Annotated in this window: 20 protein-coding genes; 13 read left to right on the top strand and 7 right to left on the bottom strand. The window is 73.9% G+C overall.

The features are described 5' to 3' along the window. Nucleotides 1-388: 388 nt before the first annotated feature. The 5 genes from AC07VC_RS11205 to yczE form a co-directional block, all read right to left on the bottom strand. The gene (locus tag AC07VC_RS11205; RefSeq protein WP_494675221.1) at nt 389-952 is read right to left on the bottom strand and encodes a DUF3618 domain-containing protein; all 564 of its coding nucleotides are present in this window, start codon (nt 950-952) and stop codon (nt 389-391) included. Next, entirely contained in the window at nt 949-1,368 is a 420-nt protein-coding gene (locus AC07VC_RS11200; RefSeq protein ID WP_494675222.1) for a phage holin family protein, read from the bottom strand. Before AC07VC_RS11200 ends, AC07VC_RS11205 begins: the two co-directional genes overlap by 4 nt. Then, nucleotides 1,365-2,249, bottom strand: coding sequence for a hypothetical protein (locus tag AC07VC_RS11195; RefSeq protein ID WP_494675223.1), 885 nt, complete (start codon nt 2,247-2,249; stop codon nt 1,365-1,367). Before AC07VC_RS11195 ends, AC07VC_RS11200 begins: the two co-directional genes overlap by 4 nt. Nucleotides 2,250-2,437: 188 nt before the next feature. After that, entirely contained in the window at nt 2,438-4,495 is a 2,058-nt protein-coding gene (locus tag AC07VC_RS11190) for an APC family permease (protein WP_494675224.1), read from the bottom strand. A gap of 88 nt (nt 4,496-4,583) precedes the next feature. After that, a complete protein-coding gene (yczE, locus tag AC07VC_RS11185) occupies nt 4,584-5,249 on the bottom strand; it encodes a membrane protein YczE (RefSeq protein WP_317230964.1) in 666 nt (221 codons plus the stop codon). A 63-nt stretch (nt 5,250-5,312) separates the two neighbouring features. Here yczE and yczR point away from each other — a divergent pair, with 63 nt between their 5' ends. The 4 genes from yczR to AC07VC_RS11165 all read left to right on the top strand — a co-directional run bounded on the left by yczR (nt 5,313) and on the right by AC07VC_RS11165 (nt 11,471). Next, nucleotides 5,313-6,776, top strand: a complete 1,464-nt coding sequence (yczR, locus tag AC07VC_RS11180; RefSeq protein ID WP_494675225.1) for a MocR-like transcription factor YczR — start codon at nt 5,313-5,315, stop codon at nt 6,774-6,776. A gap of 160 nt (nt 6,777-6,936) precedes the next feature. Next, the gene (locus tag AC07VC_RS11175; RefSeq protein WP_494675226.1) at nt 6,937-7,950 is read left to right on the top strand and encodes a trypsin-like serine peptidase; all 1,014 of its coding nucleotides are present in this window, start codon (nt 6,937-6,939) and stop codon (nt 7,948-7,950) included. Nucleotides 7,951-8,078: 128 nt separating this feature from the next. Then, complete coding sequence (gene glgX, locus AC07VC_RS11170) at nt 8,079-10,160, top strand: glycogen debranching protein GlgX (protein ID WP_464171316.1); 2,082 nt, start codon at nt 8,079-8,081, stop codon at nt 10,158-10,160. A gap of 228 nt (nt 10,161-10,388) precedes the next feature. Then, nucleotides 10,389-11,471 (top strand): FUSC family protein, encoded by a 1,083-nt coding sequence (locus AC07VC_RS11165; protein WP_494675227.1) that lies wholly within the window; start codon nt 10,389-10,391, stop codon nt 11,469-11,471. Here AC07VC_RS11165 and AC07VC_RS11160 read toward each other — a convergent pair. Together AC07VC_RS11160 and AC07VC_RS11155 are read right to left on the bottom strand one after the other, a co-directional pair. After that, nucleotides 11,468-11,866, bottom strand: a complete 399-nt coding sequence (locus AC07VC_RS11160; RefSeq protein ID WP_317230460.1) for a hypothetical protein — start codon at nt 11,864-11,866, stop codon at nt 11,468-11,470. The two genes, AC07VC_RS11165 and AC07VC_RS11160, sit on opposite strands and share 4 nt — an antisense overlap. Nucleotides 11,867-11,883: 17 nt before the next feature. After that, a complete protein-coding gene (locus tag AC07VC_RS11155; protein ID WP_494675228.1) occupies nt 11,884-12,282 on the bottom strand; it encodes a DUF3253 domain-containing protein in 399 nt (132 codons plus the stop codon). A 189-nt stretch (nt 12,283-12,471) separates the two neighbouring features. Here AC07VC_RS11155 and AC07VC_RS11150 point away from each other — a divergent pair, with 189 nt between their 5' ends. The 9 genes from AC07VC_RS11150 to AC07VC_RS11110 all read left to right on the top strand — a co-directional run bounded on the left by AC07VC_RS11150 (nt 12,472) and on the right by AC07VC_RS11110 (nt 24,781). Further along, a complete protein-coding gene (locus tag AC07VC_RS11150) occupies nt 12,472-15,714 on the top strand; it encodes an efflux RND transporter permease subunit (protein WP_494676547.1) in 3,243 nt (1,080 codons plus the stop codon). A 59-nt stretch (nt 15,715-15,773) separates the two neighbouring features. Beyond that, nucleotides 15,774-16,439 carry a TetR/AcrR family transcriptional regulator gene (locus AC07VC_RS11145; RefSeq protein ID WP_494675229.1) on the top strand — a complete coding sequence of 222 codons (666 nt, stop codon included), beginning with the start codon at nt 15,774-15,776 and terminating at the stop codon, nt 16,437-16,439. A 115-nt stretch (nt 16,440-16,554) separates the two neighbouring features. Beyond that, nucleotides 16,555-17,184: an NAD(P)-dependent oxidoreductase gene (locus tag AC07VC_RS11140; RefSeq protein ID WP_494675230.1), complete on the top strand. Its 630-nt coding sequence runs from the start codon at nt 16,555-16,557 to the stop codon at nt 17,182-17,184. A 97-nt stretch (nt 17,185-17,281) separates the two neighbouring features. After that, nucleotides 17,282-18,145 (top strand): aldo/keto reductase, encoded by an 864-nt coding sequence (locus AC07VC_RS11135; RefSeq protein ID WP_317230464.1) that lies wholly within the window; start codon nt 17,282-17,284, stop codon nt 18,143-18,145. A gap of 267 nt (nt 18,146-18,412) precedes the next feature. Beyond that, nucleotides 18,413-20,557, top strand: a complete 2,145-nt coding sequence (locus tag AC07VC_RS11130; RefSeq protein ID WP_494724463.1) for a DEAD/DEAH box helicase — start codon at nt 18,413-18,415, stop codon at nt 20,555-20,557. A gap of 106 nt (nt 20,558-20,663) precedes the next feature. After that, nucleotides 20,664-21,155: a GNAT family N-acetyltransferase gene (locus AC07VC_RS11125; protein ID WP_317231090.1), complete on the top strand. Its 492-nt coding sequence runs from the start codon at nt 20,664-20,666 to the stop codon at nt 21,153-21,155. Nucleotides 21,156-21,289: 134 nt separating this feature from the next. After that, nucleotides 21,290-22,249: a 5-dehydro-2-deoxygluconokinase gene (gene iolC / locus AC07VC_RS11120; protein ID WP_494675232.1), complete on the top strand. Its 960-nt coding sequence runs from the start codon at nt 21,290-21,292 to the stop codon at nt 22,247-22,249. After that, nucleotides 22,246-23,208, top strand: coding sequence for a class I fructose-bisphosphate aldolase (locus tag AC07VC_RS11115; RefSeq protein ID WP_494675233.1), 963 nt, complete (start codon nt 22,246-22,248; stop codon nt 23,206-23,208). Before iolC ends, AC07VC_RS11115 begins: the two co-directional genes overlap by 4 nt. A gap of 67 nt (nt 23,209-23,275) precedes the next feature. Then, nucleotides 23,276-24,781 (top strand): CoA-acylating methylmalonate-semialdehyde dehydrogenase, encoded by a 1,506-nt coding sequence (locus AC07VC_RS11110; protein WP_494675234.1) that lies wholly within the window; start codon nt 23,276-23,278, stop codon nt 24,779-24,781. Nucleotides 24,782-24,817: the final 36 nt, after the last annotated feature.

The following is a 24,817-nucleotide window of genomic DNA, read 5'->3' as shown; positions in this document are numbered from 1 at the left end:
CCGCCGCGGCCGAGGGACGGGCCAGCCCCTCCGCCGGACGTCGCGGCGCTCAGCCGGCCCGGGTGGGTGCGGACCTCCCACTGACGAGGGTCGCGCGGAGGCCGGCGCCGTCCGCGGGAACTCGCGGCGCGACCTCCGCGCGGATCCGGATCCTTCGGGTCGATCCGGACGTCATCCGACCGGTCCGGGTGCATCGCCATCGGCGCACGCCGTTCTCCGGTCGACCTGCACGAGCTCTCGGGGGAAGAGTTCGTGCGCTAACGAGTGTACCCGATGTCCCCCTTTTCGAGGACCCTGGGGAGCGAGGGCGTCACCTGCCGCCTCCGCCCGGCGACAGGGGAGGGGAGCCGCGCCGACGGGCGCGGCTCCCCTCGACGGGTGCTCCGGATCAGCTCCGGGCGTCGTCCTGGACGGTCTGCTTCGCGTCCTGGGCGCTGCCCTTCACGTCCTGCGCGGTGGACTGCGCCTCGGACCGGATGGTCTCGGCGGAGTCGGTCGCGGTGCCCTTCACCGCCTCCGCCGCCTGCTGCGCAGGCTCCTTGAGCTCGCCGGCGACGTCCTTGGCCGCGTCGGTCGCCTTCTCCACGAGTGGCTGCGCCTTGTCCTTCACGGTCGAGGCGAGCTCCTTCTCCGTGTCGCTCGCCGGGATCAGCGAGGCGATGACGAGGCCGGCGCCGAACGCGACGAGCCCGAGGCCGAGGGGGTTGCCCCTCGCCCTGGCCTTCGCGCCGCCCGCCGTGCCGGAGACGGCGTCGCCCGCGCTCGCGCGGGCATCGCTCGCGGAGCCGAGGACGCTGTCCTTGACGTTCGAGAAGGCGCCGCGCACCTTCTCGGTCTGGCGCTGGGCCACCTTCGCGGGGGTGACCTTGTCGGCCACCGCGTCCACGTCGACGCTCAGCTCCTCGCGGGTGCGCTCGATGTCGGCGCGGATCTGGTCGGGGTTGTCGCTCATCGGTCTGCCTCGTTCCTCTTCATCGCTTCGGGGATCCTCTTGACGCTCTCGGCCGTGCGGGGGGCGCCCTGCACGGTCTTGAGCTGCTTGCGGCCCTGCAGGTACAGGACCAGGCCGATCACGGCCCAGATCACGGCCACGACGACCGCGGCCCAGGCCAGGTCGTCGAACCAGTAGCCCAGGGCGTACATGAGGGCGACGGAGAGGAAGAGCACGGCCATGACGCCCGCGTAGCCGGCGCCGCCGAGCAGGCCCGCCCCCTTCCCGGCCTTCTTCGCCGAGTCGCCGATCTCCGCCTTGGCGAGGGCGATCTCCTGCCGCATGAGCGTGGAGACGTCCTTCGTCACGTCGCCGAGGAGGTCGCCGAGGCTCGTGGTCGCGGCCTTCTCCTTGGAGGGGGTGTGCCCGTCGCTCATGCTCGTGGCCGATCCGTGGGCTCGCCCGCGCCGAAGGTCCCGGTCAGCGGGTCGACGGGCCGCGTCTCGTCGTACAGGGGCGTGGCGCCCGTCACGTCGTCCGCGTCGTCGTAGGGGCCGACGCCGACCGGGTCGTCCGCGCCGAGCTGGGTCGACGGCAGGTCCGCGGTCGTCGCGGCCGCGGGGGCCGCCGGGGCGACGTACCCGGGTGCGGCGACGCCGGCGGGCGGCGTCGTGGCGCCCGTGGCGCCCGTGGCGCCCGTCGTGCCCGGGGCCTCGGGCCGGGCCTCGTCGTGGGCCTCGCTGGCGAGCGAGCGCGTCAGGCGGCCGACGGCGACGCCAGCGACGACGGCGAGCCCCGCGAAGAGGCCCGGCCGGCGGCGCGCGAAGTCGGTGACGTCCGAGAGGAGCGTCCCCGGGTCGCGGCCCTCGAGGTAGTCGGCGGCGCTGCCCGCGCGACGGGAGACCTGGGCGACGAGCTCGCTCGCGAGGCCGGTGCTCTCCGACCTGTCGCCCATGTCGCGGAGCTCGTCGCTGAGCGTCCGCAGGCTGCCCGCCGCCTTCTCCTGCTGCACGCCGGTCTGCTGGCGGAGCTGGTCGCGGGTCTCGCTGACGAGGCCCTGGATCTGGCTGCGCGCCTCCGACGCGACCTTCCCGGCCTCGTCCTTCGTGACGCCGGCGACGTGCTGGGTGCCGGCCTTGGCGTCCGAGGCGACGCCCGCGGCCTGCTCCTTCGCGGTGTCCTTCGTGCTGCCGCCGCCGTCGGCGCCGCCCGTGGCGGTCCCGGTCGTCGACGTGACGGTGGCGGGGACGACCGCGTACGCGTCGTCGGCGTCGGTCCCGGCGCCCGTGGGCACCGCCGGTGAGATGTCGTTCGACATGTGTTCCCTCTCGCTGCTGATCGTGATCGTGTTCGAGATCGCCGGAGCCGCAGGGCCCGGCGATGACCTACGCAACTCCGCAGGGAGGGGAGTGAGAAGGGGCCCCGTCGAAAACGGGGCCCCCTAACAATTCGCGCGCGAATGCGCTATACGCCATGCGCCGCGCGCCGCGCGCCGCGCGCTGCGCGCTAGGGCGTCTTGCGCCCGCTGGTGTGCTTCACCGGGGTCACGGGCGGACCCTGGCGGCGGACGGCCGGTCGCACGGGCTCGCCGCGACGGTCCTGGCCGGGGACGGGACGGGAGCGCCGGCCGTAGATGAGCTCCGAGGAGTCGAGCAGCCACGGGACCAGCGCCAGCGTGACGCCGTGCACGAGCAGCAGCTTCTGGCGGATCCGCCGCGCCTTGTGGTTGTGCAGCAGCGTCTCCCACCAGTGCCCGACGATGTAGACGGGCGTGTAGACCGTGATGATCTCGCTGCCGTGCTCCTCACGGCGCGACTTCAGGTACTTGATGAGCGGGAAGCTGATGTCCCGATACGGCGAGGCCACGATGCGCAACGGCATGTCGATCTCCATGTCGATCCACTGCCGCTCCAGGAGCCGGGTGGCCTCGTCGTCGATGGAGACGTGCACGGCCTCGATGCTGTCGTGGTTCGCGGCGATGGCGTAGTCGAGGGCCTTGAGGACGGGCTTCTGCATGCGCCCGACGAGCACGACCGCGTGGTCGCCCGTGGAGCCGAAGACCGTGACGGGGTCGACCTCGATCTCCTTCTCCACGTCCCGGTAGTAGCGGTTGACGCCGAGCATGAGGAGGAACAGCACCGGCATGATCGCGAACACCAGCCAGGCGCCGTGCGTGAACTTGGTGATGGTGACGACGATGAGCACCAGCGCGGTGAGCAGCGCCCCGAACGCGTTGATGGACAGGCTGCGGATGACCTCGCCCCGGTCGGCGCACCCGGCCCGGAGCATCCGCAGCCAGTGGACCACCATGCCCGTCTGCCCGAGGGTGAACGACACGAAGACGCCGATGATGTACAGCTGGATGAGCTGCGTGAGGTTCGCCTGGTACACGACGAGGATCAGCGTCGCGCCGAGCGCCAGCAGCAGCATGCCGTTGCTGTAGACGAGGCGGTCGCCCCGCGTCAGCAGCGACTTGGGCGCGTAGGCGTCCTTCGCGAGCACGGAGCCGAGCAGCGGGAAGCCGTTGAACGCGGTGTTGGCGGCGAGGAGCAGCACGGCCGCGGTGGTGGCCTGCAGCAGGTAGAACATGATGCTGCCGTCGCCGAACGTGGCTGCCGCGACCTGCGCCATGAGGCTCTTCTGCGGCTCCGTGGCGCACTCGGCCCAGCCGATGAGGTCGCACGGGTGCTCGCCGTAGTGGACGCGGGCGATGAGGGCCAGCGACGTGAGGCCGACGAACAGGACGATGGCGGTGCCGCCCATGATGACGAGGGTCGACTGCGCGTTCCTGACCTTGGGCGTGCGGAACGCGGGCACGCCGTTCGAGATGGCCTCGACGCCGGTGAGGGCCGAGCACCCGCTCGAGAACGCCCGGAGCAGCAGCAGGATGAAGGCGACCTGCGACAGGCTCGGGGTGTCGACCGTGTACGCCGCGGACTCGGCGACGGGCGGGTCGCCGAGCGCCGTGCGGGCGAGGCCCACCGCGATCATGACGCCGACGCTCGCGATGAAGAGGTACGTGGGGACCGCGAACGCCTTGCTCGACTCGCGGACGCCGCGGAGGTTGACCGCCGCGAGGAGGGCCACGAAGAAGACCGCGATCTCGACGCGGAAGGGGGCGATCTCGGGGATGGCGCTGATGATGTTGTCGACGCCGGAGGCGACCGACACGGCCACGGTGAGGATGTAGTCCACGAGGAGCGCGGACGCGACGACGAGGCCGGCCTTCTCCCCGAGGTTCTTGTGGGCGACCTCGTAGTCGCCGCCGCCCGACGGGTACGCCTTGATGAGCTGGCGGTAGCTGAGGACCACGACCACGAGCAGGATCACGACGCAGGCCGCGACCCAGGGCGCGAAGCTCAGGAACGCGAGGCCGCCGAGCGTGAGGATGAGGAGCAGCTCCTGCGGGGCGTAGGCCACCGAGCTCAGGGGGTCGCTCGCGAAGATGGGCAGCGCCAGGTGCTTGGGGAGCAGCTGGCCCTCGAGCTTGTCGCTGGCGAGCTTCTCGCCGATGAGCAGCCGCTTGGCGGGACTGCTCTCGGGAGCCTGGGGGTCCGGAGTCACGAGCGGCAACGATACCCCGCGACATGCCCGGGTCGCGACGGTTCCGGGAGCGGCTTCCCCGGGCGCCGGATCCCCGTCGTCCCGCGGACTACCCGGCGGTCGCGACCGGTCCCGTGGGCAGGGTCCCGGCGGCGTCGCCGGTCGGCCCGCCGCGGCCGCGCCGGCGGCGCTCCCGCACGGGGACGGGGAGGTCGAACAGGGGCAGGGTCCGCTGGACGATCGGGCCGATCAGGAGGGCGAACGCGAGCGTGCCGAGCCCCACGTTCCCGCCGAGGACCCAGCCGATCCCGAGCACGACCAGCTCGATCCCCACGCGCACGCGCCACACCGGCCACCCCGTGCGGCGGTGGATGCCCGTCATGAGGCCGTCGCGGGGGCCCGGGCCGAAGTGCGCCCCGATGTAGAGGCCCGTCGCGAGCCCGAGGAGCACGAGGCCGCCGGCGAAGAGCGGGACGCGGATCCAGAGGCTGTCGACCACCGGCACGACGACGAGCGCGACCTGGGCGCTGTAGCCCACGAAGACGACGTTGAGCACGGTGCCCCAGCCGGGGCGCTGGCGGATGGGGATCCAGAGCAGCAGCACGAGCGCGCCGATGATGTTCGTCACCAGCCCGAAGGGGAGCCCGGTGCGCACGGTGACGCCCTGGGAGAGGACGTCCCACGGGGAGACGCCGATGCCCGCCTGGAGCATCATCCCGATGGCGAAGCCGTAGAGGAAGATGCCGATGGCGAACTGGACTGAGCGACGGAGCATGTGGGAGATCCAATCGCGGCAAGGGCTTGCGGGACAAGTGGCCAATCGGCAGGCTGTGGCCTCATGACGCCGTCCGGATCCGCTCCCTCCACCGTGCTCGGCACCACCGCCCTCCTCGGGCTGCTCGGCGAGTGGACCCGGACGGGGAGCCCGGCGTACCGGGCGCTCGCCGACGGCATCCGGCGCCTCGTGCTCGACGGCCGCGTGCCGGTGGGCGCGCGGCTGCCCGCCGAGCGCGAGCTCGCCGCGGCCCTCGGGCTCAGCCGCACCACCGTCGCGGCCACCTACGCGGCGCTCCGCGGGACCGGCCACCTCGAGAGCCGGCGCGGCTCCGGCAGCGTGACCCGGATCCCGCCCCGCGAGCCGGCTGCGGAGGGGGAGGGCCCCGAGGCGGCCGACATGAGCCGCGCCGCGGTGCCCGCCGCGCCCGCCCTCGCCGCCGCCGCGATGCGCGCCGCCGCGCGGCTGCCGGCGCACCTCGACGGGCACGGCTACGACGTCGAGGGCCTGCCGGAGCTCCGCGAGGCGATCGCCGCCCGCTACCGCGTCCGCGGCCTGCCGACCGAGGCCGAGGACGTCATGGTCACGGTGGGCGCGCAGCACGCCATCGGGCTGCTGGCGTCCGTCCTCGTGCACCGCGGCGACCGCGCGCTCGTGGAGCAGCCGAGCTACCCCCATGCGATCCAGGCGCTGCGCGACGCCGGCGCGCGCCTCGTCGGGGTCGGCGTCGGCGCGGACGGCTGGGACGAGGACGTGCTCGACCAGACCGTCCGGCGCACCCGACCCGCGCTCGCGTACCTCATGCCGGACTTCCACAACCCGACCGGGCGGACGATGCCGGAGGACCAGCGCGCCCGGATCGTCGCGCTCGCCGAGGCGCACGGCGTGACCGTCGTGGCCGACGAGACGACGGCGGAGCTCGACATCGACCGGGCCGGGGCGCATCCGCCGCTCGCCGTGCACGGGTCGCCCGGCGCGGTCGTGCTCGTCGGCTCGGTCGGGAAGACGGTGTGGGGCGGCCTCCGGGTGGGCTGGATCCGCGCCGGCCGTCCCCTCCTCCGCGAGCTCGCCCGGGCCCGCTCCGCCCGCGACCTCGGGACGCCGGTGCTCGAGCAGCTGGTGGTCGCGGAGGTGCTCGGCGGGATGGACGGGATCCTCGCCGAGCGCCGCGCGCGCCTCCGCGAGACGCGGGACCACGTGGAGGCCGAGCTCGCCCGCCGCTTCCCGGGCTGGGAGGTGCCGCGCGTGGACGGCGGGCTCGCGGTCTGGGTGGGCATCGGCGCGCCCGTGAGCACCGAGCTGGCGCTCGCCGCCCGGTCCCGGGGGCTCGCCATCACCGGGGGCAGCCGGTTCGGGCACGACGGCGCGTTCGAGCGCTTCCTCCGGATCCCGATCACGGCGCCGCCGGCGGCGACGGACCGGGCGCTGGACATCCTCGAGGACGCGTGGCGCGGGCTCGCGCCCGACCGCGCGCGCGTCGACGCCCGTCGCGCGGACGACGTGGTGGACCGGTCCGTGCTGGTCTGACGGCCGGGCCTGGGGACGGATCCGACGTCGGGCGCCCGCCCGCGGCTACGGTCTGGCGATCCCTGCGTCCCGACCGGAGGGTCGTCTGCACGGTGGCCGCACGGCACCGCCGCACCGCACCGCCGGGGCGCCTTCCCCGCACCCGACCGGAGGTACGACCATGAGCATCCGACCACCTCGCACCCCCCACGCCGCCGGAGCGGCCGCCGCTCCCCGCCCGCGCGCCCGTCGCGCCGCCACGACGCTCGCGCTCGTGGGCGGCCTCGTCGCGGCGGGCGCGTTGGCGGTGCCGGCCGCGGCATCCGCCGCCCCTGCGTCCGCGGCCGACGCGTCCCTCGTCGTCCCGGCGGCCGAGGGGGACGGCGGCGCCGCGATCGGCCACTGGACCGCGGAGCGCCGCGCGGCGGCCCTCGCGACCGATCCGGCCGCCGCCCCGTCGAGCGCGGCCGACCCCCAGAGCGCGTCCGCCGCCGGACGGCTGTCCCTCCGGTCGGTCCCCGACGACGCCGGCGCCCTCTCCCCGGGCCAGGTGTCGCACGCGGACCTGCCGTCCGTCGGCGTCCTCTTCTACGTCGCCGGCGGCCGCGACCGGGCGTGCACGGCCGGCGTCGTGGCGACCGCCGACGGCGACGCCATCGCGACCGCGGCCCACTGCCTCTACGACCGGGACGCGCGCACCGCGACCACCCTCGCGACCTTCATCCCCGGCGCCCAGGGGGCCACCGCTCCGCACGGCATCTGGCCGGTGCGGGTCGCCGCCGTGTCCACCGCCTGGACGGCGTCGGGGAACCCGGCCGACGACGCCGGCTTCGCGCGCGTGCGCGGTCCCGTCGGGCCGACCCTCGCCGCCTCCGTGGGCGCCGCGGTGCCCGTCTTCGGATCCGCGCTGGTCCCGCCGGCCGGCCTCGCGCCGCGCCTGTCCGTCCTCGGCTACCCCGCCGCGGGATCCCCGACGGCCGTGCTCGAGGCGTGCGCGGGACGCCCGCACCACGACGCCGGCGACCAGGTGGCGCTGCCCTGCGCGCTCGAGAAGGGCTCCGCGGGGTCGCCGGTGGTGACGGCTGCGGGCGAGCAGCGGGCGGTGGTCGCCCGGCCGTCCGCCGGCCGAGGGGTGCTGCTCGCCACCTGGGGTGCCGACGCCGAGCAGGCGCTCGCCTCCCTGCACGCGCGATAGCGCCCTCCACGTGCCGCCGGGTCCCCGGGCGGCGGTGCCATGGCCGGTGAGCGCCGGTCCGGGCACCGCTGCCTGGGGATCGCCCTTCGTGCACGAAGCAGTCGCGGGAGCGCGAGCATACTGAACCGGTGACCATCGAACTCCCTCCCATCAGCCGCTCCTACATCAGCCGTCCGTACCCCCTCGGGGCGACCGTCGTCGCCCGCGACGGCGGACTGCCCAGCGGGCTCAACGTCGCCGTCTACTCCGAGACCGCGGAGGCCGTCGAGGTCTGCGTGTTCGACGACGCGGGCACCGAGACCCGCACGCGACTCTCCGAGCGCACCGGCCACGTCTTCCACGGCCTCGTCGAGGGCGCCGGCATCGGCACGCGCTACGGCCTGCGCGTCCACGGCGAGTGGGACCCGTCCCGCGGCCTCCGCCACAACCCGGCCAAGCTCCTCCTCGACCCGTACGCCATCGCGATCGAGGGCCACCCCACCTGGGGCGAGGACGTGTTCGCGCACACCTTCGACGACCCGAACGTGATGAACGACGCCGACTCCGCCGCCTCCATGCCCCGCTCCGTCGTCGCGGACCGCCGCTTCGACTGGGAGGACGACGAGGCCCCGCGCACGCCCCTCGACGAGACCGTCGTCTACGAGGTCCACGTCAAGGGCTTCACCGAGCGGCTCGAGTCGGTGCCCGAGGAGATCCGCGGGACGTACGCGGGCCTTGCCCACCCGAGCGCCATCGAGTACCTGACCGACCTGGGCGTGACGAGCGTCGAGCTCCTGCCCGTGCACCACTTCATGCAGGACTCGCACCTCGAGGAGAAGGGCCTCCGCAACTACTGGGGCTACAACTCCATCGGCTTCCTCGCGCCCTACTCCGACTACAGCTCCGCGGGCGACGGCGGCCAGCAGGTCGCCGAGTTCAAGGAGATGGTCAAGGCCCTGCACGCGGCCGGCCTCGAGGTCATCCTCGACGTGGTCTACAACCACACCGCCGAGGGCAACCACATGGGGCCGTCCCTGTCGCTCAAGGGCATCGACAACGCGTCCTACTACCGGCTCGTGGAGGGCGACGAGGCGTCGTACTTCGACACCACCGGCACCGGCAACAGCCTGAACGTCGGCCACCCGGCCGCGCTCGCGCTCATCATGGACTCGCTCCGCTACTGGGTCGAGGAGATGCACGTCGACGGCTTCCGCTTCGACCTCGCCACGACCCTCACGCGCCAGGACGGCGACGCCGAGCTGCACAGCGCGTTCCTCACGCTGATCCACCAGGACCCGGTGCTCGCGCCGGTGAAGATGATCGCCGAGCCGTGGGACACCGCCGGCTACCAGGTCGGCGGCTTCCCCGCCGACTGGTCCGAGTGGAACGGCAAGTTCCGCGACGACGTGCGCGACTTCTGGCACAGCGGGCAGAACGTGCTCGGCGCGCTCGCCCAGCGGATCACGGGCAGCCCGGACGTCTACGAGTCCGGCCGCCGCTCGCCCCTGTGCAGCGTGAACTTCATCACGGCGCACGACGGGTTCACGCTCGCCGACCTCACCGCCTACGACGAGAAGCACAACGAGGCCAACGGCGAGGACAACAACGACGGCGAGAGCGACAACCGCTCCTCCAACGCCGGCGTCGAGGGCCCCACGGACGACGCCGAGGTGAACGCGATCCGCGACCGCCAGCGCCGCAACATGCTCGGCACGCTCATGCTCTCCTCGGGCGTCCCGATGGTGCTCGGCGGCGACGAGATCGCGCGCACGCAGGGCGGCAACAACAACGCCTACTGCCAGGACAACGAGATCTCGTGGTTCGACTGGGAGAACGCGGACCGCGAGCTGCAGGACTTCACGCGGAAGCTCATCCGCCTGCGCCGCGGCAACCGCGCGCTCCGGCCCATCTGGTTCCGCGGCGACGACGTCGAGGGCCAGGAGGAGGCCGTGCGCTTCATCCGCGCGGACGGCGCGACGCTCGAGCCGAAGGACTGGGAGGACCCGAACGCGTTCAGCATCGGCGTGATCATGAAGGGCAAGGACAGCGACGCGTTCTTCGTCGCGTTCAACGCGGCCGAGGGCCCCGTCGAGTTCCAGCTGCCCGAGGGCCTCGGCGTGTCCTGGCACCTGGCGATCTCGTCGGACTCCGAGCAGAACGTGACGGAGGACGCGACGAGCATCCTCACGCGCGACCGCTCCTTCACGGTGCTCCGGGCCGCGCGCTCGTAGCCGCACCGCCCACGACGGGCTGCACGACGACGCGCCCCCGGGAGACCGGGGGCGCGTCGTCGTGCGGGCGGGGCGCATCGCCGTGCGGGCGGGGCGTGCCGACGCGTCGTGCCGGCCGGCCGGGCGCTCGACCATCCGGGCGGGCGCGCGAGCGTGCGGGGACGGTGCCGCGCGGGCGTAGCGTGGAGGGTCGCCCGGACCCCACCCCCGGGCATCCGGAGGGACCGCGTGACCGATCCGCCCGCCCCGCGGCCGCCGTCGACCCGCGCGCTCGACCTCGAGGCCGCCGTGCGCGCCAGCGTCGGCCTCCTCGTCCCGCTCCTCGTGCTCCTCGCCGTCGACCGGCTCGACCTCGCGCTCTACGCCTCCTTCGGCGCCTTCACGGGCCTCTACGGCCGGAACGAGCGCTACCGGCTGCGGCTCGCGAGCGTCGGCGCGGCCGCCGGGATGATGCTCGTCGCGATCGCCACGGGCGTGCTGCTCTCGCTCGCCGAGGCGCCGCTGGCGCTCGAGGCCGTGGGGCTCGCGATCGTGCTCGGCGGGGCGTCGCTCGTGTCGACCGCGATGAGCCTCGTGCCGCCGCACCCGCTCTTCCCCGTGTTCGGGCTGGTGGTCTGCGCGGCCGTGCCCGTGGACCCGGCGCAGGCCCGCGACGCCCTCGTGACGGCGGTGGCCGCCATCCTCTTCTCTGCCGGCGTCTGCATGTCCGGCTGGCTGCTGCGCCGGTGGGTGCCGGACGCGCACGCCCACCGCTTCCGCGCGCTGCCCCGGGTCCCCGTGCGGGACGCCGCCGTGCACCGCGATCCGGCCGCGTGGACGGCCGTGGCCGCCAACGTCGCCGGCGCGCTCGTCGCGGGCGGCATCGCCGTCGCGCTCGGCCTCGGCCACCACTACTGGGCGGTCGTGACGCTCGTCGCGGTGCTGCCCGTGGTGCGCGGCCCGCTCTCCTTCACCCGCGTGGCGCACCGCGTGCTCGGGACGCTCGCCGGGTCGGTGGTCGCCGCGGGGATCCTCGCGCTCCACCTCCCCGTAGCGGCCGTCATCGTGGTCGCCGTCGCGTGCCAGTTCGCCGCGGAGCTCGCCGTCGGACGGCACTACGGGCTGGCGCTCGTCTTCATCACGCCGCTCGCGCTCGTGATGGGCGGGCTCGGCCGCACGCAGCCGGTGCTCCCGCTCGTGGCCGACCGCGTGGTCGACACGGCGGTGGGCGCCGCGGTGGGCGTGGCCGTGATCCTCGTGCTGCGGGCTCTCGCCCGGCGCCGCGCCCGTCGGGAGGGCCCGGCGGGCGGATCGCCGCGGGCCGCCGCCTAGCCGAGGGCCGTGCTGCTCCAGCCGAGGAGGCGGCCGTCGGCGCCGAACACGTTCCAGCCGTCGGCGCACGTGACGGCCGCGGGGTCGACCTCCGGCGGCCACCAGGTGTCCTGGATGGTCGTCGGCTGCAGGTCGGTGCAGCCGCCGGGCGCCGGGGCGGGCTCGGCGGTCTGGACGGACACGATGGTGCCGGCCTTCGCCTCCGACTTGACCCGGATGAGGGTGCCGTCCTCCGGGATCCACGACGGCAGCGACTCCCCGAGGGCCGCCTGCGCGTCCGCCGTCGTGGCGTAGATGCTCGTCGTGGGCGTCTGGAACTGCGACTGGACCCCGCATCCGGACAGGAGCGCCGCGCTCGCGACGGCGGCCAGGACGGTGAGGGTCGGTCGATGCATCCCCCTAGTGTGCCTCGTCAGCGACGGCGGCGGATGCGGATGGGTCCGCGGGCCATGGACGGGTCGACGACCGACCCCTTCTGCGTGATCTCGACCTCGCCCGCGTCGACCAGCCGGCGGGCCGCGCGGCGGGCGGGCTCCATGAGCTCCCGCCAACCGTCGGGCGACTCGGCGCGCGCGGCCTCCGACGGGCAGATGGTGGCGCCGCCCGCGCGGTGCGCGAGGAGGTCGAGGATGCGCCGCTCGAGCGCCGCGTCGACGGCGGAGACCCCGCGGCGGCGGCACGCGTCGCTGCAGTAGCGGACCTCGTCCCAGTCGCGCTCCCACTTGCGCCGCCACTCGATCGTGCGACCGCACGCGACGCAGGTCTTCGGCTCCGGGACGCGGTCCTTCGTGGTGGATGCCCGGTGCGCCATCCCCCCAGCATGCCCCGCGCGCATGGGCGTCGTCTGGTCATGACGGGTGGCTGCCGAAAACCTGCCACGAGCAGGGTTCCCCCTGGTCGCGGGTGGGATGATGACCGGACGGGGCGGGTTCCCGGTGCGGGCGATCAGCGGCCCGAGCGACCGCCGCACCCGCGGCCCGCATCGCACAAGGAGCACCCCCTGCATCTCCTCTCCGTCTTCAGCCTCCGCAACCGGGCGCTGATCGCGCTCATCACGATCGTCATCGGGGTGTTCGGCGGCATCGCGCTGACGACCCTCAAGCAGGAGCTCATCCCGTCGGTGTCGTTCCCGCAGCTCGCGGTCGTCACGGCCTACCCGGGCGCCTCGCCCGCGGTCGTCGACACCGACGTGTCGACGCCCATCGAGCGCGCGATCCAGGCCGTCCCCGGGCTCGAGTCCTCCACGGCCACCTCCCGCACGGACTCGTCCGTGATCTCCGCGTCGTTCACCTACGGGACCGACCTCGCGACGGCCGAGCAGAAGATCGACCAGGCCATCAACCGGATCCGCACGACGCTGCCGGACGGCATCGACCCGGTCGTCATCGCGGGCAGCATCGACGACCTGCCGGTGATCCAGATCGCCGTCACGAGCGACCTCAGCCCGCAGGAGCTGACGGCCGCGCTCGAGCGCTCGACGCTGGCGGACATCCGGAAGCTCGCCGGCGTGCGCGACGCGAGCCTGCTCGGTACGGTCGGGCAGCGCGTGGTCATCACGCCGGATCCCGCCGAGGTGCAGGCAGCCGGCCTCTCGAACCAGGCCATCCGCGACGCGCTCGACGCCAACGGCTCGCTCCTGCCCGCCGGCGCCGTCACCGAGGACGGCACCACCCTCTCCGTGCAGTCGGGCACGCGCCTCGGATCCACCGAGGACCTCGCCTCCCTGCCGCTGCTCGGCGCCGCGGGCGGACGCCAGCTGACGATCGGCGACGTCGCCACGGTCGAGCTCGGCCAGGACCCCACGACCGGCATCTCCCGGGTCGACGGGGAGCCGTCGCTCACGATCGCCGTCACGAAGACGCCCGCCGGCAACACGGTCGACGTGTCCCAGCTCGTGACCGCGCTCCTGCCGCAGCTGGCCGAGGACCTCGGGAACGGCACCCGCTTCACGGTCGTCTTCGACCAGGCGCCCTTCATCGAGCAGTCCATCTCGAGCCTGACCACGGAGGGCCTCCTCGGCCTCGTGTTCGCGGTGCTCGTGATCCTGGTGTTCCTGCTGTCGATCCGGTCGACCATCGTGACCGCGATCTCGATCCCGGCCTCCGTGCTCATCACGTTCATCGGGATGCTCGCGTCCGGCTACACCCTCAACATCATCACGCTCGGCGCGCTCACCATCGCCGTCGGGCGCGTGGTGGACGACTCGATCGTCGTGATCGAGAACATCAAGCGGCACCTCTCGTTCACGCCCGACCGCCTCGACGCCATCCGCGCCGCGGTGCGGGAGGTCGCGGGCGCGGTCACCGCCTCCACCGCCACGACCGTCGCCGTGTTCCTGCCGATCGCGCTCGTCGGCGACATCACGGGCGAGCTGTTCCGGCCGTTCGCGCTCACCGTCACCATCGCGCTCGCGGCCTCGCTGTTCGTGTCGCTCACGATCGTGCCGGTGCTCGCGTACTGGTTCCTCCGGCCGGAGGGCGAGTCCCGCCGGGCACGTCGGAAGGCCGCCGCGGCCGCGGCCGCATCGGCCACCGCGCCCCAGGGCGCGGTCCGCACGGGCGCGCACGCCGCCGTCGCCGGCCCCGTCGACGACCGGGAGCTGGCCGACCGGCCGGCGCGCGGGACCCACGCGGCGTACGACGAGGGCGAGGGCATCGGGAAGCCCACGCGCCTGCAGCGCGGCTACCTGCCGATCCTCGCCTGGACCCTGAAGCACTCCGCGGTCACCCTGGTGCTCGCGATCCTGGTGCTCGGCGGCACGGTCGCGCTCATCCCGAGCATGAAGACCAACTTCCTCGGCGACAGCGGCCAGAACACCCTCACCGTCTCGCAGGAGCTGCCGAGCGACACGAGCCTCGAGGCGCAGGACACCGCCGCCACGCAGGTGGAGCAGGCGCTCATCGGCGTCGAGGGCGTCGAGACCGTGCAGACCTCCATCGGCTCGGACAGCACGTCGCTGACCTCCGCGTTCGGCGGGGGAGGCGGGATCACGTTCTCCCTCACGACCGACCCGGACGCCGACCAGGAGGCCATCCAGGACCGCGTGCGCACCGCCGTCGACGGGCTCTCCGACGTGGGCGACGTCTCCCTCGCCGCCGCGTCCGGCGGCTTCTCCTCCAGCGACATCGAGGTGGAGATCACGGCGAACGACTCGGACGACCTGAAGGCCTCGGCGGACGCGGTCCTCGCCGCCGTGCAGGACATCCCGTCCATCGAGCAGGCCACCAGCAACCTCTCCGAGACGCAGCCGTACATCGCGATCGACGTGGACCGGGCGAAGGCCGCCGAGGCCGGGCTCAGCGAGCAGGCTGTCGGCGGCATCGTCACGGCCAGCCGCCTGCCGGCCGCGGTCGGGCAGGTCGTGATCGACGAGGAGACGCTGTCGATCTACATCCAGGACCCGGACGCCGCCCAGAGCCTGCAGGGGCTCCGCGACTTCCCGATCCCCACCGTCCGCGGGCCGGTACCGCTCAGCGACCTCGCGACCGTCGAGGTCGCCGACGGGCCGGCGTCCGTCACCACCACGGGCGGCTTCCGCAGCGCGACCGTGAGCGCGACGCCCGGCAGCGACGACGTCGGCTTCGCCTCGTCCGAGGTCTCGCAGGCCGTCGCCGACGTGCAGCTCCCGGCGGGCGCGCAGGCGTCCCTCGGCGGCGTCGCGTCGCAGCAGTCCGACGCGTTCGGGCAGCTGGGGCTCGCGGTGCTGGCCGCGATCCTGATCGTCTACATCATCATGGTGGCGACGTTCCGGAGCCTCGTGCAGCCGCTCGTCCTGCTCGTCTCGGTGCCGTTCGCGGCGACCGGGGCCGTGCTGCTGCAGGTCGTGACGGGGATCCCGCTCGGCGTCGCGTCGATCATCGGCCTGCTCATGCTGGTGGGCATCGTGGTGACCAACGCCATCGTGCTGATCGACCTCGTGAACCAGTACCGGACGCGCGGGATGGACCTCCGCGAGGCGGTCCTCCAGGGCGCCGGCCGACGGCTCCGGCCCATCCTGATGACGGCGCTCGCGACGATCTTCGCGCTGCTGCCGCTCGCGATCGGCCTGACCGGGCACGGCGGGTTCATCTCGCAGCCGCTCGCGATCGTCGTGATCGGCGGGCTCCTGTCGTCGACCGTGCTGACCCTGCTGGTGCTGCCGTCGCTGTACTCGGTCGTGGAGCGCGGGGGGCTCCGATTGAAGGCCCGCGGCGAGCGGCGCCGGGCCGAGCGCGGGCTGCCGGCGGGGGCTGCCGCCGAGTAGTCTGCCGGAGCGGACCACCGTCCGCGTGCGCCGGGATCCCCGGGGGGACGAGGTGCCGGATGCAGGACGAGCCGCTCGGTCGGCGGACCCGTTCCGACGCCCGCATCAACCGCGACCGCATCCTGGAGGCGGCGATGGCGGAGCTGTCCCGTGACCCCGACGTCGCCCTCAGCGTCATCGGCAAGCGGGCGGGAGTGGGCCAGGGGACCCTGTACCGGAACTTCCCCGACCGCGAGTCCCTCGTCCTGGAGCTGTACCACCGCGAGGTCGACCAGATCGTCGAGGCGGCGGAGGGTCTGCTCGCGACGCAGCCCCCCGCCGTCGCGCTGCGCCGCTGGCTGACGTCCCTCGCCGAGTTCGCGATGGCGAAGGCGGGGCTCGGCGGTGCCATGAAGCGCGTCAGCGCGAAGACGGGCGGATCGTCGCGGCCGGGCTACGGGGCGGTGCGGAACGTGGTGGAGCGACTGCTCGAGGCCAACCGCGCGGTGGGCGCCGTGCGTACGGACGTCGCGGTGGACGACCTCCTCCTGATGATCGCCGGCATCTGGGACCTCGATGCCGAGGGCGACTGGCGAGAGCGTGCGGAGATCCTCTTCGACGTGATCATGGCGGGGCTCGCGGCCGGTGCATCGGCCGACGGTGCCGCGGCCCACGGTGCGGCAGCGACCGGTGCGGCGGCGAGCGGCGCGGATGACCCGTCGGGAGACGGCGGGGAGCGCGCATAGGGCGGAGCGGCGGCACGTCCCTGCGCCTCGGCGGGGGAGCACTTGCATGGCGGACAGTTGTCCGTTACCTTCTCAAGAAGCGGACAGGTGTCCGCATCTGGACGGAAGGCACCCCATGAAGATCCTCGTGCTCGGCGCGACCGGACCCACGGGCCGGCACCTCCTCCGACGGGCGCTCGCGGACGGCGTCGACGTCACCGTGCTCGTCCGACGTCCGGAGGCGGTCGCGGAGCTCGCGGATCGGCTCGACGTGGTCACCGGCGACGCGACGTCGCGGGACGACGTGGCCGCCGCCGCGGAGGGTGTCGACGTCATCGTCTCCGCCCTCGGTCGCGGGACGTCCATGAGGTCCGAGGGCCTCTTCACCCGCGCGGCCCGCGCGGTCGTCGACGGAGCGCGCGACGCCGGCGTGCGGCGGCTCGTCTGGCTGTCGTCGTTCGGGGTCGGCGCGACCTACCGGGATGCGAGCCTCCTGCAGAAGGCCTTCTACCGGACCTTCCTCCGCGACCTGTACGCGGACAAGGCCGCGTCCGAGCGGATCATCCGCGGGAGCGCCCTCGACTGGTCCCTCGTCTACCCCACGGCGCTCACGCACTCTCCCGGTGACGGGGCCTTCGTGGTGGGGGAGCGGCTGCCCATGCGCGGCAACCCCACCATCAGCCGGGACGATGTCGCCGCGTTCCTCCTGCAGGAGGCCCAGGAGGCGACGTGGGTGCGTCGCGACGCGGTGATCAGCGGCCGCTGATCCGTCCACCCGCGCGGCGTCCCGCCGCGCCCCGTCCACCCCTCCCTCCCCGCGCGGCGCATCGCCGCGACCGACCACCCCGACCCCGGAGCACCCCATGACCGCAACCCCCTTCCTCCTCGGCGGCGACCTGCCCGTCAACCGCATCGCGTTCGGCGCGATGCGACTGGCTGCCGACGGCTTCACCGGCCCCGCTCGCGACGCGGAGACGAGCCGCAGCGTCCTGCGCCGTGCCGTCGAGCTCGACATCGACCTCATCGACACCGCGGCCTTCTACGTCAGCGACGACGGTTCCCTGAGTGCGAACGGGCTCATCCGCGAGGCCCTGCACCCCTATCCCGACGGGCTCGTGATCGCGACGAAGGTCGGGCCCTCCCGGCGACCCGACGGCACGGTCGACCTCCACGCTCCCGCGAGCGGCCTGCGGGCCCAGGTCGAGCAGAACCTCCGCGAGCTCGACGTGCCACGGCTCGACGTGGTGCACCTTCGGGTGGGCGCGATGCGGCCGCCACGGGGCGAGTCGATCGGCGAGCGGTTCGCGGCGCTCGCCGCGTTGCGCGAGGAGGGCCTCATCCGGCATCTCGCCCTCAGCAACGTCGACGCGCAGCACGTCGCGGAGGCGCGTGCCATCGCGCCGGTCGTGGCGGTCCAGAACACGTACCGCACCGACGGCCCGGAGGACGCCGCCCTCCTCCGGATGTGCGAGGAGGCGGGCATCGCGTTCGTCCCCTTCTTCCCGTTGAGCGGCGGCATGGTGGACGTGGGGGGCGAGGTGGTGCGCCGCATCGCAGCGTCCCGCGGCATCACCGCATCCCAGGTCGCCCTGGCCTGGCTGATCGCGTGCTCGCCGGTCACGTTGGCGATCCCCGGGACGGGCAGCGTCGCGCACCTGGAGGAGAACACGGCGGCGCGCGACGTCGAGCTGAGCGCTGCCGAGGTGGTCGAGATCGCGGATCAGTGACCGGGGCCCTGGTGCGGGGCGGCCGGATCCGGTAGTGTCGTCCAGTCGGCTCTTGACACCGCTACCGGACCATCCATCCGGGCGGATGGATTTGTCAGTCAGGTGGGCCGGTCTCCCCCTCTCGTTCCGCAGAGGGGTACGTCACGCGATGACACGGCCCCCGGTCGACGACTGCCCGGGTTGAGAGCAGCTCTGCGCACCCTGATCCTGTAGCGCGCTGCTTCGAATGAGCATTGTCATGCACTCGAGCAGAACGAGGAATCCCTCATGCCCTACAACAACGACTCCCCGCGCGGCGCGAAGCGCGCCTCGTCCGGATCGCGCAGCCCGAACCACCGCGGCTACAACTCCGATCCCGCGCCCAAGAAGCAGCGCTGGAACGCCGACGAGCGCGCCCAGCGCTCCGGCCAGGACGACCGCCCCCAGCGCGGCGGCGCCGCCCGTCCCGCGCGCGGCGGCGACCGCCCCAACTGGGAGCCCCGCGCCGAGCGTCCCGCCGGCCGTGGCGAGCGTCCCGCGTACGGCGACCGCCCCAACCGCGCCGGCCAGCGCCCCGAGCGCGGCGACGCCCGCCCGCAGCGCGGCGAGCGCCCCTCGTACGGCGGCGGCGCCGACCGCGGCCAGCGCAGCGAGCGTCCCTCCTACGGTGCCGAGCGCGGCCAGCGCTCCGAGCGCCCGTCCTACGGCAACGAGCGTCCCGCCCGCGGCGGCGAGCGCTCCGAGCGTCCCTCCTACGGCAACGACCGCCCGCAGCGGTCCGAGCGTCCGTCCTACGGCAACGACCGCCCGCAGCGGTCGGAGCGTCCGTCGTACAACGACCGTGCCGAGCGTCCCTCGTACGGCGACCGCGCCCAGCGGTCAGAGCGTCCCGCGTACAACGACCGCCCGGCCCGCGCCGAGCGCCCGGCGTACAACGACCGCGCCGAGCGCCCGTCGTACAACGACCGTCCGGCCCGTGCCGAGCGCCCGGCGTACGACGACCGCCCGGCTCGCTCCGAGCGCCCGTCGTACGGCGACCGTCCGCAGCGGTCCGAGCGCCCCTCGTACGGCGACCGTCCGCAGCGGTCCGAGCGCCCCTCGTACGGCGACCGTCCGCAGCGGTCCGAGCGCCCGTCCTACGACGACGCGCGCCCGAAGCGCGACAGCGACTTCTACCCGACGCGCGAGGGCGCCCCTCGCCACGCGCCCGCCGAGGACGTCGTGCTCGAGCGCCTCGAGGCCCAGGCCACCACGGCCAAGGACGTCGACGGCGTGACCTTCGCCGCCCTCGGCCTCGGCCAGAACATCGTCCGCGTGCTCGAGGAGCTGGGCGCGGCGAGCCCGTTCCCGATCCAGGCCGCCACGATCCCCGACGTGCTCGCGGGTCGCGACGTGCTCGGCCGAGGCCGCACCGGATCCGGCAAGACCATCGCGTTCGGCGCCCCGCTCGTGGAGCGCCTGCTCGAGAACGACGGCGCGAAGAACCGCAAGATGGGCCGCAAGCCCCGCGCGCTGATCCTCGCCCCGACGCGCGAGCTCGCCATGCAGATCGACCGCACGGTGCAGCCCATCGCCCGCTCGGTGGGCCTGTTCACCACCACGATCTTCGGCGGCGTGCCGCAGTTCAAGCAGGTCGGTGCGCTGCAGCGCGGCGTCGACATCCTCATCGCGACCCCCGGGCGCCTCGAGGACCTCATCGACCAGGGCCGCCTCGACCTCTCCGAGATCGTCGTGACCGTCCTCGACGAGGCCGACCACATGTGCGACCTCGGCTTCCTCGAGCCCGTGCAGCGGATCCTCCGCCAGGTGAAGCCCGACGGCCAGCGCCTCCTGTTCTCGGCCACGCTCGACAAGGGCGTCGCGACGCTCGTGAACGAGTTCCTGCCGTCGCCCAGCGTCCACGAGGTCGCGGGCGAGGACCAGGCGTCGTCGACCATCGACCACCGCGTGCTCCTCATCGAGCAGCGCGACAAGGCCGCGATCATCGAGCAGCTGAGCTCCGGCGAGGGCAAGACGCTGATCTTCGCCCGCACCCGCGCGTTCGCCGAGCAGCTCGCCGACCAGCTGGAGGACGCCGGCATCCCCGCCACGTCGCTCCACGGCGACCTCAACCAGGCGCGCCGCACGCGCAACCTGCAGCTGCTCACGAGCGGCAAGGTCCGCGTGCTCGTCGCCACCGACGTCGCCGCCCGCGGCATCCACGTGGACGACATCGGGCTGGTCATCCAGGCCGACGCGCCGGACGAGTACAAGAGCTACCTCCACCGCGCCGGCCGCACGGGTCGCGCGGGCAAGCAGGGCACCGTCGTGACGCTGATCACGAAGGCCCGCCGCCGTCGCATGGACGACCTCCTGGGTCGCGCCGAGATCAAGGCGACGACGGTCATGGCCGCCGCCGGGGACCGCGTCATCGCGGACCTCGCACGCGCCTAGCGCTCACGCACGACCACGACGACGGCCGTCCCACCCCTCGCGGGTGGGGCGGCCGTCGTCGTGGGCGGGCTGCGCGGTCTGCACGCGGGGGAATAGCCTCGACCGCATGCTGATCCGCCCCGCCGTCGACGCCGACTGGTCCCTGATCCACCCCTTCTACCGGGCGGTCGTCGACGCCGGGCGCACCTACGCGCTGCCCGCCGGCCAGTCGCTCGAGGAGGCGCGCCCGAACTGGATGGCCCAGGCGCCCGGTCGCACCTTCGTGGCGGTGGACGACGACGGCACGGTCCTCGGATCCGCGAAGGGCGCCCCCAACCGCCCCGGCCGCGGCGCGCATGTGGCCACGGGGTCGTTCCTCGTGGATCCGGCGCACTCCGGCCGCGGCGTCGGCCGCGCCCTCGGCGAGCACGTCATCGCGTGGGCGCGCGACGAGGGCTACCGCGCGATCCAGTTCACCGCGGTCGTGGAGACCAACCACGCGGCCGTGCACCTGTGGGAGTCGCTCGGATTCCGGATCGTCGGCACGGTCCCCGAGGCGTTCGACGACGCCCAGGAGGGGCTCGTGGGCCTGCACGTGATGCACCTGCCGCTGCGCTGAGGCGCGGCCGCCATCCGCGGGCGCGGCGGTCGGAGCGGATCCGTCCATGTGCACATGTCAGAACATGCGCTACGTTGAAGGGACCGCAGCATCCGCCCCTCGCCCTCCACCGCCGGAGAGAAAGCAGCGCCGCCATGAGCCCTGCACCGACCACGGTCCACGACCTCATCGCCCTCGGCCGCGTGGGCGTCGACCTCTACCCGCTGCAGGACGGCGTGGGCCTCGAGGACGTGGAGACCTTCGGCAAGTACCTCGGCGGGAGCGCCGCCAACGTGGCCGTCGCCGCCGCCCGCCACGGCCGGTCCGCCGCGCTCGTCTCCCGCGTGGGCGACGACCCGTTCGGCCGGTACGTGACGCGCGAGCTCGAGCGCCTCGGCGTCTACGCCGCGTACGTGACCCCGGTCGAGGACCTGCCCACGCCCGTCACCTTCTGCGAGATCTTCCCGCCGGACGACTTCCCGCTCTACTTCTACCGCCGCCCGAAGGCGCCCGACCTCTGCATCGAGGCCGACGCGCTCGACCTGGACGCCATCCGCGACGCCCGCGTCCACTGGTCCACCGTCACGGGCCTCAGCGAGGACCCGAGCCGCACCGCCCACCACGCCGCGTGGGCCGCCCGCGGTCGCCGCCCGCTCACGGTGCTCGACCTCGACTACCGGCCGATGTTCTGGTCGTCGCCCGCGGACGCGACCCGCGAGGTCGGCCGCGCGCTCGAGCAGGTGACCGTGGCCGTCGGCAACCGCGAGGAGTGCGAGATCGCGGTGGGGGAGACGGATCCCCTGCGCGCCGCCGACGCCCTGCTCGAGCGCGGCGTCGAGCTCGCCATCGTGAAGCAGGGACCCAAGGGCGTGCTCGCCCGCACCCGGGAGGAGACCGTGGAGGTGCCGCCGTACCCGGTCGAGGTCGTCAACGGGCTCGGCGCGGGCGACGGCTTCGGCGGCGCGCTCGTGCACGGGCTGCTCGCGGGCTGGGACCTGGAGCGGATCCTGCGCTTCGCCAACGTCGCGGGTGCCCTCGTCGCGTCCCGCCGCGAGTGCTCCACGGCCATGCCCACCACGGCCGAGGTCGACGCGGTGCTCGAGGGCATCCGATGACCGCCGTCGACGCCGCGCGCGCCGCCGCCGTCGCCGCGCCCGCCGAGGCGCTCCGCGCGGGCGACCTGCCGGCCGCGTTCCAGGCCCTGCGCGACGTGCGCGCCACGGATCCCGGCGCCGTCGCCCGGGCGCTCGCCGGCCGAGCGCGCCGTCCCCTGCTCCGCGACGACGGCCGCCTCCTCATCGTCGCGGCCGACCACCCGGCTCGCGGGGCGCTCGGCGTCGGCGACGAGCCGATGGCCCTCGCCGACCGCTACGAGCTCCTCGCGGGGCTCGCCACCGCCCTCACGCGCGACGGCGTCGACGGCGTGCTCGGCACGCCCGACATCGTCGACGACCTCGCGCTCCTCGGGCTCCTCGACGACAAGGTGGTCGTCGGGTCCATGAACCGCGGCGGCCTCCGCGGCGCCGTCTTCGAGATGGACGACCGCTTCACCGCCTACGACGTGGACGGCATCGTGCGCGACGGCCTCGACTTCGCGAAGACCCTCGTGCGCGTGAACCTCGGCGACGCCGGCACCGCTCCCACCCTCGAGGCGAACGCCCGCGCGGTCGACGCCGCCGTGCGCGCCGGCCTGCCGATCATGCTCGAGCCGTTCCTGAGCGCCTGGCACGAGGGCCGGATCGTCAACGACCTGTCGCCCGACGCCGTCATCACGTCCATCGCCATCGCGTCGGGCCTCGGCTCCTCCTCCGCCCGCACGTGGATGAAGCTGCCCGTCGTCGACGACATGGCCCGCGTCATGGCCGCCACCACGCTGCCCACGCTGCTGCTCGGCGGCGACCCGCAGGGCAGCGGCGAGGACACCTGGTCGTCGTGGGAGGCCGCGCTCGACCTGCCCGGCGTCCGCGGTCTCGTGGTCGGCCGCACGCTCATCCACCCCGCCGACGGCGACGTCGCGCGCGCCGTCGACCAGGCCGTCGCTCTCGTGCACGGCCGCTCGCGTCCGCGCTCCTGAGACACCCGCACGGCTCCCGCACCCGCATCCGCACCCGCTCCGCCACCTGAGAACGCCAGAGGAAACGATGACCGACACCGCCCCGCTCCCCGTCGTCCCGCACTGGATCGACGGCGCGCGATCGCCCTCGACCTCCGGCCGCACCGCGCCCGTCTACGACCCCGCACGCGGCGTCGTGACGAAGGAGGTCGCGCTCGCGGACGGCGACGAGATCGCGCGCGCCATCGCGTCCGCGCACGCCGCGTTCCCGGCCTGGCGCGACCTCTCGCTCGCGAAGCGGCAGGCGATCCTGTTCCGCTTCCGCGAGCTGCTGGAGGCCGAGAAGGGCGAGCTGGCGGAGATCATCACGTCGGAGCACGGCAAGGTCGTGAGCGACGCGCTGGGGGAGATCACGCGCGGGCAGGAGGTCGTGGAGTTCGCGACCGGCCTCGCGCACCACCTCAAGGGCGAGTACTCGGAGCAGGTCTCCACGGGCGTCGACGTGTACTCCACGAAGCAGCCGCTCGGCGTGGTCGGCGTCATCTCGCCGTTCAACTTCCCGGCGATGGTGCCGATGTGGTTCTTCCCCATCGCGATCGCCGCCGGCAACACCGTGGTGCTGAAGCCCAGCGAGAAGGACCCGAGCGCGGCCATCTGGATCGCGGAGCTGTGGAAGCGCGCGGGCCTGCCGGACGGCGTGTTCACGGTGCTGAACGGCGACAAGGAGGCCGTGGACGGGCTGCTCACGCACCCCGACGTGCGGGCGATCTCGTTCGTGGGGTCCACACCCATCGCGCAGTACGTGTACGAGACGGGCACCAGGCACGGCAAGCGCGTGCAGGCGCTGGGAGGTGCGAAGAACCACATGCTCGTGCTGCCGGACGCGGACCTCGACCTGGTGGCCGACTCCGCCGTCAACGCGGGCTTCGGGTCGGCGGGGGAGCGCTGCATGGCGATCTCCGTGGTCGTCGCGGTCGAGCCCGTCGCGGACGCGCTCCTCGAGCGCATCTCCTCCCGCATGTCGGGGCTCCGCGTGGGCGACGGCCGCCGCGGCTGCGACATGGGCCCGCTCGTGACCGAGGCGCACCGCGACAAGGTGGCCTCCTACATCGGCATCGCCGAGGAGGACGGCGCCCGGATCGTCGTCGACGGCCGCGGCATCGAGGTCGACGGCGAGGCCGACGGCTTCTGGCTCGGCCCGACCCTCATCGACGCGCTGCCGACGAGCTCGCGGGCGTACACGGAGGAGATCTTCGGGCCCGTGCTCGGCGTCGTCCGGGTGCGCACCTACGAGGAGGGCGTGGCCCTCATCAACGCCGGCGCGTTCGGCAACGGCACGGCGATCTTCACCAACGACGGCGGCGCCGCGCGCCGCTTCCAGAACGAGGTGCAGGTCGGCATGATCGGGATCAACGTGCCCATCCCCGTGCCCGTCGCCACCTTCTCGTTCGGCGGCTGGCGGTCGAGCCTGTTCGGCGACACCAAGGCCCACGGCGCGGAGGGCGTGCGCTTCTTCACCCAGCAGAAGGCGATCACGAGCCGCTGGCTCGACCCGTCCCACGGCGGCGTCGACCTCGGCTTCCCGCAGAACTGACCCGCACCACCGCCCGCTGCACGGCCGGCACCCGAC

The sequence above is a fragment of the Clavibacter sp. GW821-FHT01D01 genome, assembly GCF_059422605.1.
Note: the sequence above shows the minus strand (reverse complement) of the source record. Positions and strands in the feature narration are given on the sequence as shown.

Coding starts and splice junctions, on each gene's coding strand:
- AC07VC_RS11125 (WP_317231090.1), top strand. CDS start 20,664: ATGCTGATCCGCCCCGCCGTCGACGCCGACTGGTCCCTGATCCACCCC.
- AC07VC_RS11140 (WP_494675230.1), top strand. CDS start 16,555: ATGAAGATCCTCGTGCTCGGCGCGACCGGACCCACGGGCCGGCACCTC.
- AC07VC_RS11115 (WP_494675233.1), top strand. CDS start 22,246: ATGACCGCCGTCGACGCCGCGCGCGCCGCCGCCGTCGCCGCGCCCGCC.
- AC07VC_RS11205 (WP_494675221.1), bottom strand. CDS start 952: ATGAGCGACAACCCCGACCAGATCCGCGCCGACATCGAGCGCACCCGC.
- AC07VC_RS11200 (WP_494675222.1), bottom strand. CDS start 1,368: ATGAGCGACGGGCACACCCCCTCCAAGGAGAAGGCCGCGACCACGAGC.
- yczE (WP_317230964.1), bottom strand. CDS start 5,249: ATGCTCCGTCGCTCAGTCCAGTTCGCCATCGGCATCTTCCTCTACGGC.
- AC07VC_RS11110 (WP_494675234.1), top strand. CDS start 23,276: ATGACCGACACCGCCCCGCTCCCCGTCGTCCCGCACTGGATCGACGGC.
- AC07VC_RS11155 (WP_494675228.1), bottom strand. CDS start 12,282: ATGGCGCACCGGGCATCCACCACGAAGGACCGCGTCCCGGAGCCGAAG.
- AC07VC_RS11130 (WP_494724463.1), top strand. CDS start 18,413: ATGCCCTACAACAACGACTCCCCGCGCGGCGCGAAGCGCGCCTCGTCC.
- AC07VC_RS11195 (WP_494675223.1), bottom strand. CDS start 2,249: ATGTCGAACGACATCTCACCGGCGGTGCCCACGGGCGCCGGGACCGAC.
- yczR (WP_494675225.1), top strand. CDS start 5,313: ATGACGCCGTCCGGATCCGCTCCCTCCACCGTGCTCGGCACCACCGCC.
- iolC (WP_494675232.1), top strand. CDS start 21,290: ATGAGCCCTGCACCGACCACGGTCCACGACCTCATCGCCCTCGGCCGC.
- AC07VC_RS11175 (WP_494675226.1), top strand. CDS start 6,937: ATGAGCATCCGACCACCTCGCACCCCCCACGCCGCCGGAGCGGCCGCC.
- AC07VC_RS11145 (WP_494675229.1), top strand. CDS start 15,774: ATGCAGGACGAGCCGCTCGGTCGGCGGACCCGTTCCGACGCCCGCATC.
- AC07VC_RS11135 (WP_317230464.1), top strand. CDS start 17,282: ATGACCGCAACCCCCTTCCTCCTCGGCGGCGACCTGCCCGTCAACCGC.
- AC07VC_RS11160 (WP_317230460.1), bottom strand. CDS start 11,866: ATGCATCGACCGACCCTCACCGTCCTGGCCGCCGTCGCGAGCGCGGCG.